This is a genomic window from Calothrix sp. NIES-3974, from assembly GCF_002368395.1.
Lineage (GTDB): Bacteria > Cyanobacteriota > Cyanobacteriia > Cyanobacteriales > Nostocaceae > NIES-3974.
Genome location: NZ_AP018254.1, coordinates 240,353 through 256,024, shown reverse-complemented (window position 1 = coordinate 256,024; position 15,672 = coordinate 240,353). Strand labels below are relative to the sequence as shown.

Here is a 15,672-nt window from a genome sequence, read left to right as displayed (position 1 = left end):
TTTCAGCAATCAATTGATTTATTTGATGGGTGTATCTGAAATTCAATATTTTACATGGCACTAAATTATCAAACTATAAGATTTCATTTATATCAAAACCAAAATTATGCATAATCAGGGGAAGTATCAATGATAAAATTCACACTTAGTTCTCAAAATCTTGATGAATATCTCATCGAAAAAAATATCTGTACACCATCCGAGTTAACTAACATTGATATTCAGCAGAAAAAAGCTAAAAACTTTAACCTACTTGTAAGTTTCAACACAGGACGTAAATTACTAGTTAAACAAGAACCTATTAATCGTGAAGGTAAAACCCTAGGAGAATTTCATCGCGAATGGCTCATTCATAATTTTTGTCAGAAATTTTCAGAAACAGCCGAAATTCGTAATTGGATTTCCGAAGCATTATATTTTGACCAGGAAAACTCAATAATCATATTTAATTACTTGCAAAACTATCGAGATGTCAGCACATTTTACTTAGATGAGAATAAATTTCCCACAGAAATTGCTGCATCAATAGGTTGGGCTTTAGCAGCTATCCATCGTCGTACTTTTACAAATCAAACATATCAAAATTTTTTTGCGGAAAACTCCATTGAAGGAGTCAAAAACTTTAACACCGACTTATGTAGAGATTTGGAACGAATTACCCCAGAGGTTTTTGGTTCTATTCCCGATGAAGGAATTAGATTTTTTAGTTTATATCAGAAATTTGATAGCTTAGGAAAAGCGATCGCAGAACTTAGAGAAGCTTTTTTACCCTGCTGTTTAGCCCATAATGATTTAAAATTGAATAATATTTTATTAGCAGATAATTGGCAAGAAATTACTCCTGAGAATGAAAGTATAGTTCGCATTATTGATTGGGAGCGTTCTAGTTGGGGGGACCCTGCTTTTGATTTAGGTACAATCGTTGCTAACTACCTACAAATTTGGTTATTCAGTTTAGTTGTAAGTAGTAGTATGGCTATCGAGGAATCCTTGAAACTCGCAACCATACCTTTGGAGCAGCTACAACCATCGATAGCTGCTTTAGCGGTTGCTTATTTTAGTAATTTTCCGGAAATTGTTGAGTGTCGTCCTCACTTTTTAAATCGAGTGATTCAATTTACAGGATTAAATTTGATTCAATCGATTCAAGCCATGATTCAGCATCAAAAGACTTTTGGAAATCCGGGAATTTGTATGCTGCAAGTTGCTAAAAGTTTAATTTGTCGTCCAGAGGAGTCTGTTTCTACTGTGTTTAGTAGTGCAGCTGTTGAATTAGCTGAAAAAAGCTATTCTCGGGTTTAATTTTATGCTATGTAATTTATCGCAGTCCAAGCGGGATTTGTAAAATCTTACATCTAGGGTTGTTGACTGTTAACCGTTGACAGTAAACAGCCATAGACGTAGACACCTGTAGCGCAACTTCTCTACGATAAGACCTCCAGTTACAGCTAAAACCAATATTCTTCACTACCTAAATCGGATTGCTATAGTCTTCATGGATTGAAAATATAGGATTCATATTGGATTGATTTTAGTATAGCTTGTTTGCAGGATATAACAACTCCCTAGACTTGAGAAGTCTTTTTCCCTACTCCCTATTTACACAGATAATTTCCCACCAAATTGAAAATATTAGAAAGCTAGATTATGCCATTATTAAATTCCCCACAACAATCATCATCAATGGAAGATATCCAAGTATTGGATACTCTCACAGAAATTGCTAGTAAAATTCTATTGCATGAAGATTTTCGGATTGAGCATTCAGATTTTCCACCACTAATTTCTACACCAGAAATGGTAGAAAAGTTAAACAAGTTACCAGAATCATTGCAAAGGAAATTTATCACTTTACAATTACGCGGCTTTTTGTACGGTGTTTATTATAATGGCAGTCTGCGACATGGTTTGGCATTAAATAGGGAAACACCACAAGTTAATCAGCAACAAAATTTAGAAAATAATACTTTTTTAGGTGTTGATTTAGAATTTTCAGACCAACTGCATCACCAGAATTTAGGTCAAGGCTATTATGATTATCATTGGCGCATAACTAGGAAAGAAGAGGATGGTTATATCGCTGTCAAAAAAGGTGATTTAACTTTACATATCAAAGGGGAAATTCATCTACATTCCCATCATATTCATGCCAAAATCGGCGATGAAGTTGGAATTTTAATGCCGAAAAATTTGATGCAAAATGGCTTTTATATGGCTGTTGGGAATGCTGGAAAACCACACTCAACAACACATCATGGTGAATTAGTACGAGTTTACTTCCACCTTCAACCAGAAGGTGCGATCGCCTTAATGAAAGCTATCACTACAACGCTCAACCAATCTGCCATCCCTTTCTGTTTTAAAGCATTATATAATCCTGGAGATTATCAGCGCTACGATTCAGCCGTTCTCTATTTTGATAAATCAAGTTATCCAGTGGTACATCAGGCTTTAACATCAATTTATGCAGAGTATCACGGATATTTTCACCCAGAAGTACCCCTATTTACGAAGTATCTTGCTCCTGGTTTAGGATTAGCAGAAGAGCCAAATCAAAGAATATCCAAGCAAGAAAGTTTTGGATTAAATCGTTGTCAAATTGTCGCCAATGGCTATCTTGCAGCTTGGCAACGGGGGGATAGAACACCTAACCAATTACTCAATTCTATCTTACATCATTTTGAATTATTCAACTTAGATTGGCAACGTCCTTACCTGAACCCAAATGCCGATGATATCTACATGAGTTTAGTAATTGATTCCGAAAATTCATGATTTTTCAGGTTTTATCATTATCCTGATAGGGAGACGTAGTAATACTACGTCTCTACACCTAATACCTTGTTAAACTGAACCGACACATCCTTGGGAATCTGGTGCAGGTGTTTCCATATCCAATAATGCCATAATTTCCACATCAATTAATTCTTGTTTCAGCCAATTTGATAACATATCGGTCATTATTATCATCCGCAAATTATCATCTAATTCAGGTTTGATAATCTCTTCAACCCAGATTAGATGTACACCCTTCGATGTAACAATGGGCTTAATTAACTGGGGTGGATTACTGGCAAATATTGCCGCAGAAACTTCCGGACGAAAATCTTGACGATAACGTATACCTCGATATCCTCCAGCGCGTCTAATTTCTGGTTCTTGAATATACTGACGGGCTACTTCTTGAAAGCTGATTTCTCCAGCTTGTAAACCATAAAATAGCTCCATTGCCATATCTTCTTCATCGATAATAATTTCATAAATAGCAGCACCTGTATAACCAAGTTGATTTTCGTAAAAATAGCTTTCTACTTTATCTGCAAATAGATAATTTGCTAACTTCTGGGATAACAATTTATGATAGGCAATTTCTTCCAAATCATCTAAAGAAAGTTGATATTTTCTCAGCCAAGACCAGGTATCATCGGCTTTATAAAGTTTATTAGCAATACGTAAATTATCTGCGGCTGCTTGCAATTCATCTAATTCAACCTTAATGCCTAATTTTTCCGCTTGATTAATAATTATCTGACGATGGGCAACAGCCTCCATAATTTTTGGTACTTGTAAGCTTTGTTTTGTATATTTTATAATATCTGCAATTTGTACATTAATTGTTTTCATTCTTTTCTCCTGATAAGATAGAAGCATGACCTTTAGTAATCGATGGACTCGTTCTGAGTGATGGATTTTATGATTGCTACTCTTCGAGAACGCTCCGCGTACGTTGCACTCGCTGCGGACAAAATATTTTTTTTACAGATTAGGGATGCTCCTGGTAGAGGTGTGTAGTGTCACTTTATTTATTGATAAAATCCAAAATCCAAAATCCATAGACGCACTTAGTGCGGCTTCTCGTAGAGTAATTCAAAATCAAATAACCTGATATCACAATCATTTTGCAATGGGAGGATTACAACTTTAATCCACCTTTTTGTAATTGTTTAAACGGATCAAGAACAAAATCCATTAAACGTCGTTGACGGGTAATTACTTCCGCAGTTGCTGTTTGTCCAGGGGTCAAAGCAATTTGTTGTTTGCCATTTTGAATATAGGCTTGGTTCAGACTAACTTCTAATTCAAAGGTTTCTAAATTACCTTGGGGAGTCTGTTGAATTTCTGAATCAGGAGACATCCAAATGACCTTACCTGTGACAACTCCGTATTCCTGGAAGGGATAAGCATCAAATTTGAGTTTAACTGGCATTCCGATTTTTAAAAACCCACTGTGTTGAGTAGGCATTTTGGCTCTGAGGACAAAAGGTGTGTTGTCAGGAGCGATTTCGGCAACTTTTTGACCCGGTTGGAGAACAGAACCAGGTTTTTCAATGGGTAAGTCAAAAATAATTCCATTCACAGGCGATCGCACTTGTCTTTGCATGATTTGTAGTTGTAGAGATTGAATTTGGCTACCTGTTTGGGCAATTTCTGAGCGTAAACTAGTAATTTGGGTTTGCAAATCTTTGAGTTGCTCTTGATGTTTCAGTAAGGCTAGTTTTCCAGCATTAATTACACTTTCATAACTACTTTTTTGTTCCTGAACTCGTAGTTTGGCTTGCTCAATATCAGCTTGAGCTTGGGTTATAATCCCTTGATAACGATTTTGTTCCTCCTGGAAACGTAACTGTGCTTGAAGTAAATCTGCTTGTGCTTGTTCATATAATCTTTGACTTTCTTCGGCAATTTTTTCGAGTTCTATGACTTTAATTTGGGGAATTGCACCATTTTTTAACAGTTGACGATAACGTTCTACTTCCTGAATATCTCTTTGCCAACGACTTTTAGTTAACTTCACTCCTGTTTGAGTTGTGGAAATATTTTGTTTGGCTTGTTCTACTAGTGCTAATTTTTCCAGTTTCTGGATATGATAATTACTTTTTCTGGCATCTAAATTTTGCTGGCTTTGATGAAGTTGAGCTTGTTTTTCTAAGGCTTGAGATTGGTTTTGTTGTTCTTGGGCTGCGATTGATAGTTTTAATTGATTTTGTAATAATTGCAATTGGGATAGGCGGTTTTTTTGTCCTTCTAATCGGCTTTGGGTTTGTTGTAAATCGGTTTTTAAGACATCGGATTCTAACTCTAGTAAAATTTGTCCGGCTTTGACATGTTCACCTTTTTTCACATGAACATTAATCACTGCACCGCTTGCTTGACTATCTAGACGTTGTGTTGTTCCTTTTGGTTGGAGTTTTCCCCTAGCTGCACCTGTTTCATCTATTTTTGATAACATCGACCAGGGTAAAACCAGAGCAATAAAAATAATTAAAAAATAGAGTAAAGAACGAGTCCAAGCTCTGGGTAAAGCATCGAGTAATTCTTCGGTTCCATAAAACCAATCATTTGCGGTTTCGGTTGTTGCTAGGGAAACTTGAGAGTTAACCGGAGATTCGTATTTCTCTGGTTGATTGACGAGGGATACATTTGGTTGTGGCATAGTTTTAAAAAAGGTAGTGCAATTTATTTGTAAATAGGGTAGAGACGACTCGTCAGGTCATCCGTACGGGAGTGGGGAATAGTAATAGGAGCTTAACTACTATGTAGACAAGTAGCGACTGGAAATAGTTTGTAATAGTTATACCAATTTGCAAAAATGCGAACAGTTTATACAGCAAATATTCCACCATCAAAAATGGTATTAGATTAACTCATGACTAATGAGTCAGAGGGGTTTAATTGTTGTTGATTGAGGTAGAAATAATGACCTTTTTTAGCAATTAATTCTTGATGGATTCCACTTTCTACTAATACCCCTTTATCTAAGACTAAAATCAAGTCCGCATTGCGTACTGTAGATAAGCGGTGAGCAATAATTAAACTGGTACGTTCTTTGAGGATGGTTTTGAGGTTTTCTTGAATCACCCGTTCTGATTCGGAATCCAGATGACTAGTGGCTTCGTCTAGAGGTAATAAGCGGGGATTTGCAAGTAATGCACGAGCAATTGTTAAACGTTGTCGCTGTCCTCCAGATAGCATTCCTCCCCCTTCACCAATTTCAGTTTCATAACCCATTGGTAAGCGTTTAATAAATTCATCTGCACCTGCTAAAGTTGCAGCTTCGATAATTTCTGATAGACTTGCTTGGGGATGGGCAATACTGATATTTTCACGAATTGTTCCTCCAAATAAAAAGCTTTCTTGATTTACTACTCCTATTTGGGAACGTAGCGATCGCAAGGAAATACTATTAATATCTTGACCATCTATTAAAATTCTACCACTACTTGGTTGATACAAACCTAAAATTAATTTAAGTAAGGTAGTTTTTCCGGAACCACTACGTCCAACTACAGCAACTGTTTGCTTTGGTTGAATTTCAAAACTGAGGTTTTCTAAAACATTAGTTTCGCTTTCAGGATGATAACGGAAGGTGACATTTTCAAAGCGAATACTTCCTTGTAAAGTTGGTAGCGCTTGACGGGGTGAATAAATTAAATCTTCCTCTGGTTCGGCTGCAAGAACATCGTTAATGCGCTCGGTGGAAACAATTACTTCCTGAAATTGATTCCACAGTTGACTTAAACTTTGAAATGGTTGGATCACATTGCCTAACAACATATTAAAGGCAACTAATTGTCCAATGGTCAGTTGATTTTGAATTACTAACCAAGCACCAAACCATAGCAAACAAGCACTGACTAAAGTTTGAATAGTTGCACTGGCAATTTGTAAGCGATTGGCAATAATTTGACCAGAAAAGGTTTTTTTGATTAAATGATGTAATTTTTCCTCCCAATTCCAGCGTACTGTCTGCTCAATTGCCATTGAACGAATGCAGTTGATCCCACTTAAGGATTCAATCAAATAGCTATTTTCAGCCGCTAAGGCATTAAATATTTCCTTGGATATGCGTCGTAAAAACGGGGTAGCTAATAATGATAAAATCAGAAAAGGGGGTACAATTGTTAAGGTAATTAATGCCATTTGCCAGCTATACCAAAACATTAAACCCAGGTAAATAAATACGGTGAGTAAATCGAGAACGATCGATAATGCCTCCCCAGTTAAAAAACGTTGAATTTTTTGATTTTCTTGGACACGAGAGATAATATCACCAACATAACGGGATTCAAAAAATGCAATTGGCAAACGGAAAGTATGTTGAATAAAACCGACCTGGAGCGCTACACCTAAGCGATTTGCAGTATGGTCTAAAAGATATTGTCTCAATCCGGTCATCGCTACTCGAAATAAACCAAATAAAACTAACCCTAAACCAACCGCATTCAAGGTTAAAGTGCTACCTTGAACCACCACCCGGTCTAAAAGTAATTGGGTAAAAATCGGTGTAATTAATCCAAATAATTGAATAAAAATCGAAGCCACAATGACTTCTAAAATTAACTGGCCGTGGGGTTTAACTAAATCAAAAAATTGCCAAAAAGGAGTATTCTGATTTGGAGTCTGAACAAGTTGATTGGTTGGTTCCAACAGCAACGCAAAACCAGTCCAACCAGCTTGGAATTGACTGACACTCAAACTCCTTTGACCAATTGCGGGATCACCAACAATTACCCGTTTTACAGTCACCTCGTAGACAACAATGTAGTGCTTACCTTCCCAATGGGCGATCGCAGGTAGGGGTTGCTGTGCTAACTGGTCAATACTTGCTTTGACGGGACGGGTTGTAAAACCAATTGACTCTGCTGCTGCTGCTAAACTCCGTAGGGATGCACCAGCTTTACTAGTATTGACGATATCTCGCAATCGATTCACACTCAGACGCTTACCCCAATAGCTCGCAACCATGACTAAACAAGCAGCACCACAATCCGCAGCACTTTGTTGAGCAAAAAATGGATAGGTCTGGGTGAATTTTCCCCACCAATGGGAGACTTTGACCCGAGGACTGGGAAAATATGCACGATTTTTTTGACGTGGGTTGATGGTATCTTCTGCTTGGGGAAAGGGGATGATTTTACGATGACGACTGGGGTGAGTCACTCTGGAAATTAGCTCTGTTTGCAATGCTTCAGAGCGATTAGGTTGTATCCTGCTAGATTCAAGTTCAGTAACTCTTGGTTCTAAATGGTGTCGCGGAATTTCGGTAATTAAATCGACCAATTTTAAACTCTCTAGTTGGCAATTATAGTCATCTAATCCATAGACAACTGTCGGTTGTTTCACTTGCCAACCTGCGAGGTTGTCACACCGATAAATACAACCATTTCTCAGGGAGCAGCCATCATAATTTTCTAGCAGACCTCGATGAATCAACATCAATCTACAGTCTGATAATTTCTGGGGAGCAACTTCACCAACTCCTAATTCTAATCTTTCCCAGCGAGAAAACATGTCTAGTATCTCTGGAACTAAATTAGGACTTTGATCTAGGTAATATTGACCAGCCAATAGCAAATCCCATAATTCGGCTTTGATTAACAAATTTTGCTGTATCTTGCTATCTTTCAGTAATAAAGGTGACAATATCTCATGGCTGAGAAAGGCAAGTTTCAGATTAGTTGAAGCCCTAGCTCCATAGGGAATAAATTCAATTTCTGGGAACAAAGTCCCTTCCCCAAAACAAGCTCCTGTCTTGAGGTTATTCACCAAATTATCCCCTTGATCTAAAAGCCGTAACTTCCCGGCTAAAACAACGTAAATCCCAGCTTGACTATGATGGGAATGCCAAAATTTTTTCCCCACTCCTGGCTCAATTATTTCGATTTTACGGGCAAATTTTTGTATAACTGATTCGGGGATTATTGGACTCAAAGCAGTCGCAACTTGTGTAGATACTTGTTGATGGGAAAACACAGTTTTTACCTACTAAAAATTATTTGTAAACAACAGTTTTTCTGGATTTCAACACCAATCTCCATTGTCTTGATTTAACAGTTAAAACAGTTAACATTTAACCGTCAACCCCAGACAAAGCTCCAACAGAATAATTAACTTTTTATCGCAATCCGTAATTAGTTCACCATCAAATGCTCACTTGATTCTGGAACTTGCAGGTCCCGAATCGTAATTCCTCCGCTTATTTGCGGTTTCAATGGCGGTTTTTGCTTCGTCGAAAGTCCCATTTGTTTCAATAAGCGATGGATGTGGCGATCGCTGAATGTAAATCCAAATTCTTGAGCTAGATGTTTGCTTAACCACTGAGCAGTCCAGGAAGAAAAACCATACCCATAATCCCGTGGACTACGACCAACTAATTCCTGCAAACGCAATAAATACTTCTCATTCGCTGTTCTCGGTCTACCAGCTAGGGGTTCGTTCCACTTATGAGCTAATCCCGCTTTAGTCAAGTTAGCCCAATAACGAGCCATTTCCCGTGAACAACCCACCAGACGGCAAATTTGAGCTTGGGTTTTACCCATATCTGCCATTAAGATAATTTGAATACGTTTTTTATACTCTAAGTCAATATCCGATTGCATCGCCTTCATCAAGGCTTTCTTTTGAAAATTCGTCAAATATCTGCCAAAAGACTCATTTTTCCCCTGGAGCAATTGATACTCCAAGACTTGTTTTTCTTGATAAGAGTGTGACATAATCTTATTCTGTCCAGTTACAACAAAATGTCCCAATGAATCTAGGATGGTTGTTATTGTCCCCGCCAAGGTTGTAACAAACACCCGTTTAACTAGCTCTCAACAGCTAATTAAATCAATAAATTCGTTGAGGAATAAACTTCTGGGCAAGTTCCTAGACTCGATTGGGTCTAGGAATTTATAAATGAGTTTCATTCCGAAGTAAGTCGTAAGCAATAAGCACACAGCTAACTCTTTGCTGGTCTTATTAATCACAACAAGCGAACTTATATTCTGATTTTAACTCCTTTATAGTTAGTTATTATCTAAATTTATTGCTATTCCATCTATAGGAATATTTTGGGAAAATCGTAACCCGATTTTGAGTTTACCTATCCTTGCCAAGATATATCCAAGTCGATATGCGTAACCTTTGCCTTGAAAATTCAATTTTTACCTAACATCCACATTGTCTGCCATCTAATTGCCATTACCTTCAGAAATTAGACGTAACACAGAATTTAATACAATTTATCTGGGCAAAAATTAATTATTTTCAAGGAAAATCAAAAGCTATATCTATCAAACCTGAACCGGGCAATTCATCTCAAACTCGCCCTCCGTAATCAAGCCGGAAATAAGGAAAAATCTGGATAAGGCGGATACCAAGAGAACACTCAAGAAAAATATACCAAAGATAATTCATATACGTTAGAAATAGCTAAAAAATATTCATAAATATTCATAAATAATTACTTTGTAGAATATTCATAAAACGCATCTTTTTAGCTAAGACTAAACCTCCAAGCGCGATACCCCAAAGCCCGCATTCCTCACAAAACCCGAAAACTCACAGGGAATAGTCCGTGACGGGAGTAGGGTAGACGCTACGCGTCTGGTCTACGACAAGGTCGCGTGTACCCGTAGGATGTAGAAGGAAAATTAATCCGTTACTCAAGACCTACAACTTACTCGTGAGAAATCAAGAATCAGGAGTTTCTGCGCGATCGCAAATACAAGATTAACTCACAGAACACCATTTCATTTCCAGCATAATGAGCAAAAAGGGCTACAAGGGTTATAACTGATTAGCTTTTCAGATATTGGTCAACCTGAAACAATCCTTCAAAAAACTGATTAAATAACTTAACTCCTGAGAATACTAGTTTTAAAACAAAAATGGAATTTAATTCGGATGACACACTACTTATTATTAGTGAATGTACCTACGCATTGTCAATCCACTTGTAATTTTGTTTAAATATTCACAAATCACTCCATATCCTTCATCAAAAATTTATTTTTCCAGACAGATACTGATGTGTGTTGAGATACCATCCCCTACGGAAGACGTAACATTTGTCGAGTATTTTGTTCAAGAGACTAGTCCTCTGTCCTATGGGTTATGAGGGGTTTGTTGTAGTGGTTTTAGCCTCGAAAAAACTTGATGATCAAGGCGCTGTACCCGCAGGGTTGTCGTAGGCTAGCGCTACTACATGTCCTTATTCACTCATCAAAATCAATGGGACACACCACTAGAACAATACAAAAAACTTACCTGGGATTTCTCATCAAACTTCAAACCCTTTTCAAATCAAGATTTTTATATTTCCCCCTCATCGGAGGTTGAATTTTTGCCGAAAAAGAGTTATCATAGCTGGGAGAATTAGCTTCACCAACGAAGCATTGTCAATCGACAAGCTCGGCGACATCGCCAAGTGGTAAGGCAGAGGTCTGCAAAACCTCCATTCCCCGGTTCAAATCCGGGTGTCGCCTTCTTATGGTTCTCCCTGCGGCGTAAGGGTTTTAAGGCGAGACACCTATCTCAAAAACCCTTTTGGCTCAAAATTCGCTCAATCCCAAAAATAGCACAGGAGTCTTGAGCGATTAAATAATTACACTTATATTGGCAAAGTATGTGATCGCATATTGGGGGTATGCCATATCTGCCCCAAGCGGATTAATTGCTTATTGTCACCAACTGAAGAAGCCTAGCCTTTAAATAGATTGGGTTTTATCTCAATCTGCTTAACCCGAACTCAGGTTATGTTTGGATTGATTAAATCTAGGCGTAAGCACCACTGAAAGATTGACGCTTACACCCAGCAAGTTTGGGCTTTGTCTTCCTTATACCAATTCTTTATGAAGCTGCGCTAAATAAAGCTTCAAAAATGAATTCATCAGAGGTGAGAGAAGGAATTATTTCTGGGGTTATAGTTTCTAAAATCTCATCTAATTTTTGACGCAGTTGGGCAAGAGTTTTACAATTTTCCCATTGGAGTTTGCTCTTCAGAAATTCCCAAAATCTCTCAATTTGGTTTAGTTCTGGAGAATGGGGTGGTTGAAAAATAGGGATAATATTTTCTGGACAATCAAGAGTTTTTATTTTGTGGAACGAGCCTTGGTCAAACTGAATAACTAGAAATTGGTTTTGGTAGAAGCACAGTTATTGACCTTGAAGCTGATAGAGGTGATAAGACTGATTGGGATGGCAGAATCAGGCAAGTTGACCATAGAACCTTAAATTGGTTAATTTTCAAGAATGTTAAATACATTGTCAAAAAATAAAGTCAATATCCGTTTGCAGGAATTGGGAGTTTTATTCGCAATCAACCAATCCCGAATTGCGATCGCATCCCCAACCAATTTCATGGGAAGGTCTATTTCAATGCAGCGAGTGATTCTTTTGACATCCTTAGCCAAAGTGCTAGGAGATAAACTACTATTTTCACAACAATCAATCCACCATCAATGGCTGGAATGGGGTTTTTGGAGAAATTAAAAACCCCTGTAAGGCTTGCTTCACAGGGGTTTTGTGATTATGCCAGGAACGAGACTTGAACTCGTGACACGAGGATTTTCAGTCCTCTGCTCTACCAACTGAGCTATCCCGGCGAGGATAAGTTTATTCGCAACGATTAATAAATATAGCAAAGAATTATGGATTTTGCAAGAGCTTAGGGAAAAAACTTTTGCAGGCTGGGTTTAACTACTGAATCTAGGTGTTCACCCTTGTCTATAAAAGTTTTAATTTTGTATTGCAAGGGCGATCGCATGGGTGAGTCAAGTGTATCTGGGTTGGTTTGCGATCGCATGTTTCCAATCCGTTATTGTGATGTCATAATTATGCGATTAATTCTGATTCTATTTCTGATGAGTTCAATGCCCGACCGATAAATACTAGTTTGGTTTGGCGTTTTTCTGTGGGGGACCAGGGTCGGTCGTAAAATTTTTCGATTCGGTTTCCGACTCCTTGCATGACTAGGCGCATAGGTTTATTGGGTACAGCAACGAAGCCTTTGACTCGATATATTTCTTGCTTATTGACTAGGTTTTGTAGTTTGGCGACTAGTCGTTCTGGTTCAAAGCTATGGTCAAGAATTAGATGGGTGGAATTTATTTCTTCGTCATGGTCGTGTTCTGTTTCGCTATCATGGTGGCTGGGACGGCTGTCTAGGTTATCCTCAACTGCGGCGTTAAATCCCAGGATGATGTTGGGGTCAATTTCTCCGTTGGTGGATTCGACGATTTTGACGACTCTGGGTAACTCGTCTTGAACTATTTTTTCTACTTGGATTTTGGTTGAGGTGTCAACAAGGTCTGTTTTGTTCAAAATTACTAAGTCTGCACAGGCTAATTGGTCTTCAAATAGTTCTTGAAGGGGTGTTTCGTGTTCAATGCTGTCATCGGCTTGACGTTGGGTTGCGATCGCATCTAAATCGCTGGCAAATGTGCCAGCTGCAACTGCGGCACAATCGACTACTGTAATCACTGCGTCAACTGTGGCTGCGTTGCGAATTTCTGGCCAACGAAATGCTTGCACTAGGGGTTTGGGTAATGCTAATCCTGATGTTTCTATGAGTATGCTGTCTATTTGCTCTCGACGTTTGAGCAGTTGTTGCATTGTGGGTAAAAATTCTTCTTGAACTGTGCAACATAGACATCCATTGGTCAGTTCATAGATGTTATTGATGCTTTCGTTTCCTTCTTCTTCTGGACAAATTTGACATGCTTTCAGCAAGTCTCCATCGATACCTAGTTCTCCAAATTCGTTGACCAGAACTGCGATACGTCTTCCAGCATTGTTTTGAAGAAGATGACGGATCAATGTGGTTTTTCCACTACCGAGAAAGCCTGTAATTACTGTGACTGGGATTTTTGTGGCCATAGGGTGGATATAGTTGCACCATCGGTGTTTAATTATTTTTATTATCCCATAATTCTTGATTGCAGTTTTTCTGAGGATGTTTTCAGAGTCGATTTTAATACTTAAGAGACGGGACATGTCGCGTCTGTATGGGAATCGGGAGTAATTTATAACGACAAATATGCCGTTTAGAATCCTCACCATAGATGGTGGGGAGAGGTCAAATTCCCAAAATATTCTGCTTTGATGCTAAACGCGCTCTTCCAGAAATAGCCCATTCTTGAAGTTTTTGAATTTGTTCGCTAGCGGTACGAGCTAGGGGTATGATTTGACTTGCAGCTTCGAGGATATCATCGGTGGTAAAATCACGATTTTGGCTAAATCCGATGTGCATGGCTTCAATCAGGGTTTGTTCGATTTCTGCACCGGAAAAATCGGGGGTTTCGTAGGCTAAACGGTCGATATCATAGTTTTTGATATTGTGTAAACGTAATCGGGATAAATGGACATTGAATATGGCTTTGCGTTCTGCTTGGGTGGGTAAACCCACAAAAAATATTTCATCAAAGCGACCCTTACGTAACATTTCCGGTGGTAAAGCTTGAACATCGTTAGCGGTTGCAACTACGAAAACCGGGGAGGTTTTTTCGGCTAACCAGGTAATTAAAGCTCCAAAGACCCGATTTGCAGTACCTGCATCACCCTTGCTCCCCAAACCGGAAAAACCTTTATCGATTTCATCTATCCACAGGACACAGGGAGCAAGAGCTTCCGCGACTTGAATCATCTGTCGGGTACGGGATTCCGACTCCCCCACCAAACCACCAAATAACCGACCCACATCCAAACGCAATAAAGGTAAATGCCATGTGTGGGCGATCGCTTTTGCGGTTAAAGATTTACCTGTTCCTTGAATCCCCACCAATAATAAACCCCGGGGATAGGGTAAACCATACTGACGCGCGCGATCGCTGAAGGCATTTCCCCGACGCAATAACCAATCCTTGAGGTTATCTAAACCACCAATATCCGAGATTTGCTCTGTTGCAGGAATAAAATCGAGAATTTGGGTTTGGCGAATTGTTTGCCGCTTTTCTGCCAAAACTAATTCGACATCATCTGGTTGCAATTCCCCGTGGGTTGCGATCGCTCTGGCTAAAACCCGTCGAATTCGCTCCATACTCAATCCTTGACAGGAACGCACCAAATCGTCAACTGTTTTGCTGGATAAATTACTACCTGTCACCTGTATTATTTTTTCTATTTCCGCCTGAATTTCTGTTGCTGTTGGTAGGGCAAACTCAACAACTGTCAATACCTCCATCAAATCATCCGGAATGGCAATGCGTGGTGCAAGTATAATCAGATTCTTTGGTTGGGACTTGAGCAAGCGGGAAATATTGCGTAACTTGCGCGCGATCGCCACATCTTCTAAAAACCGATGATAATCCCGTAAAATAATCACAGCCGGAGCAGTTGCTGGTAACTTCTCCACAAATTCCAGCGCTTGTAGGGGGTTACGTTTACCAAAACCCGCATCGTTGGGGTTCCCCTGAAAGCCATCCACAAAGTCCCAAGTATACACAGGACGATTACCCACCATTGCTGCTTCATCCCGAATTATCCCCTCGACCCTTTCTTCCTCATAGGTGGGGATATAAATCAATGGATAACGCGATCGCAGTAGTAACTTAAATTCCTCACGAAAGCCCATAATTAAATCTGAATCTTACCCTTATTTTGCCATTTATCATCTATTGTGACACTGTTGGTCTGCTTGATGGGTATCGGCAAAAAGAATACACACTACATAAACTGCATTTCTCACAAATTCCTCAAACCTACAGGTAGTAGGGAGTAGAGGGAAAATTCATCCGTCACTCAAGACTTATAATTTACTTGTGAGAAATCCAGGATAAGTTCTAAGTAGGTGGATAGAAAAATTTATAACTATAGTCCGCAGCGAATGAAAGGAAGCGGAATGTAGGCAAAGCCTTACCGTAGGGTAGCAATCACAAGATTTTCAGCGTTTTTACTTTTCTTGATGTAGTT

11 protein-coding genes and 2 tRNA genes are annotated in these 15,672 nt (G+C 38.8%); 4 read left to right on the top strand and 9 right to left on the bottom strand.

The features are described from left to right. The first annotated feature begins 129 nt into the window (after positions 1-129). Positions 130-1,302, top strand: a complete 1,173-nt coding sequence (locus CDC37_RS00935) for an aminoglycoside phosphotransferase family protein (protein ID WP_096620065.1) — start codon at positions 130-132, stop codon at positions 1,300-1,302. A gap of 345 nt (positions 1,303-1,647) precedes the next feature. Further along, complete coding sequence (locus tag CDC37_RS00930) at positions 1,648-2,775, top strand: T3SS effector HopA1 family protein (protein ID WP_096620064.1); 1,128 nt, start codon at positions 1,648-1,650, stop codon at positions 2,773-2,775. Positions 2,776-2,844: 69 nt separating this feature from the next. Here CDC37_RS00930 and CDC37_RS00925 read toward each other — a convergent pair whose 3' ends face one another. The 4 genes from CDC37_RS00925 to CDC37_RS00910 form a co-directional block, all read right to left on the bottom strand. Next, complete coding sequence (locus CDC37_RS00925) at positions 2,845-3,624, bottom strand: peptidylprolyl isomerase (RefSeq protein ID WP_096620063.1); 780 nt, start codon at positions 3,622-3,624, stop codon at positions 2,845-2,847. Positions 3,625-3,913: 289 nt separating this feature from the next. Then, positions 3,914-5,434: an HlyD family efflux transporter periplasmic adaptor subunit gene (locus CDC37_RS00920; protein ID WP_096620062.1), complete on the bottom strand. Its 1,521-nt coding sequence runs from the start codon at positions 5,432-5,434 to the stop codon at positions 3,914-3,916. A gap of 206 nt (positions 5,435-5,640) precedes the next feature. Next, positions 5,641-8,754 (bottom strand): ABC transporter transmembrane domain-containing protein, encoded by a 3,114-nt coding sequence (locus CDC37_RS00915; RefSeq protein WP_096620061.1) that lies wholly within the window; start codon positions 8,752-8,754, stop codon positions 5,641-5,643. Positions 8,755-8,912: 158 nt separating this feature from the next. Further along, positions 8,913-9,494, bottom strand: coding sequence for a helix-turn-helix domain-containing protein (locus CDC37_RS00910; protein WP_157780610.1), 582 nt, complete (start codon positions 9,492-9,494; stop codon positions 8,913-8,915). Between the two features lie 1,683 nt (positions 9,495-11,177). Between CDC37_RS00910 and CDC37_RS00905 the strand changes: the two genes are divergently transcribed. Beyond that, positions 11,178-11,249, top strand: a tRNA-Cys gene (locus tag CDC37_RS00905). Positions 11,250-11,613: 364 nt separating this feature from the next. Here the strand turns inward: CDC37_RS00905 and CDC37_RS00900 are convergent. After that, positions 11,614-11,889, bottom strand: coding sequence for a transposase (locus tag CDC37_RS00900; protein WP_255408933.1), 276 nt, complete (start codon positions 11,887-11,889; stop codon positions 11,614-11,616). 126 nt (positions 11,890-12,015) lie between these two features. Between CDC37_RS00900 and CDC37_RS23845 the strand changes: the two genes are divergently transcribed. After that, on the top strand, positions 12,016-12,255 hold the full coding sequence (locus CDC37_RS23845) for a hypothetical protein (RefSeq protein ID WP_157780609.1): 240 nt from the start codon (positions 12,016-12,018) through the stop codon (positions 12,253-12,255). A 40-nt stretch (positions 12,256-12,295) separates the two neighbouring features. Here the strand turns inward: CDC37_RS23845 and CDC37_RS00890 are convergent. The 4 genes from CDC37_RS00890 to CDC37_RS00880 all read right to left on the bottom strand — a co-directional run bounded on the left by CDC37_RS00890 (position 12,296) and on the right by CDC37_RS00880 (position 15,334). Continuing rightward, positions 12,296-12,368: transfer RNA gene (locus CDC37_RS00890), tRNA-Phe, on the bottom strand. Positions 12,369-12,430: 62 nt separating this feature from the next. Further along, positions 12,431-12,568 carry a hypothetical protein gene (locus tag CDC37_RS23840; RefSeq protein ID WP_157780608.1) on the bottom strand — a complete coding sequence of 46 codons (138 nt, stop codon included), beginning with the start codon at positions 12,566-12,568 and terminating at the stop codon, positions 12,431-12,433. 29 nt (positions 12,569-12,597) lie between these two features. After that, entirely contained in the window at positions 12,598-13,641 is a 1,044-nt protein-coding gene (gene cobW, locus CDC37_RS00885; RefSeq protein ID WP_096620060.1) for a cobalamin biosynthesis protein CobW, read from the bottom strand. 199 nt (positions 13,642-13,840) lie between these two features. Next, positions 13,841-15,334 carry an AAA family ATPase gene (locus CDC37_RS00880; RefSeq protein WP_096620059.1) on the bottom strand — a complete coding sequence of 498 codons (1,494 nt, stop codon included), beginning with the start codon at positions 15,332-15,334 and terminating at the stop codon, positions 13,841-13,843. Positions 15,335-15,672 lie beyond the last annotated feature (338 nt).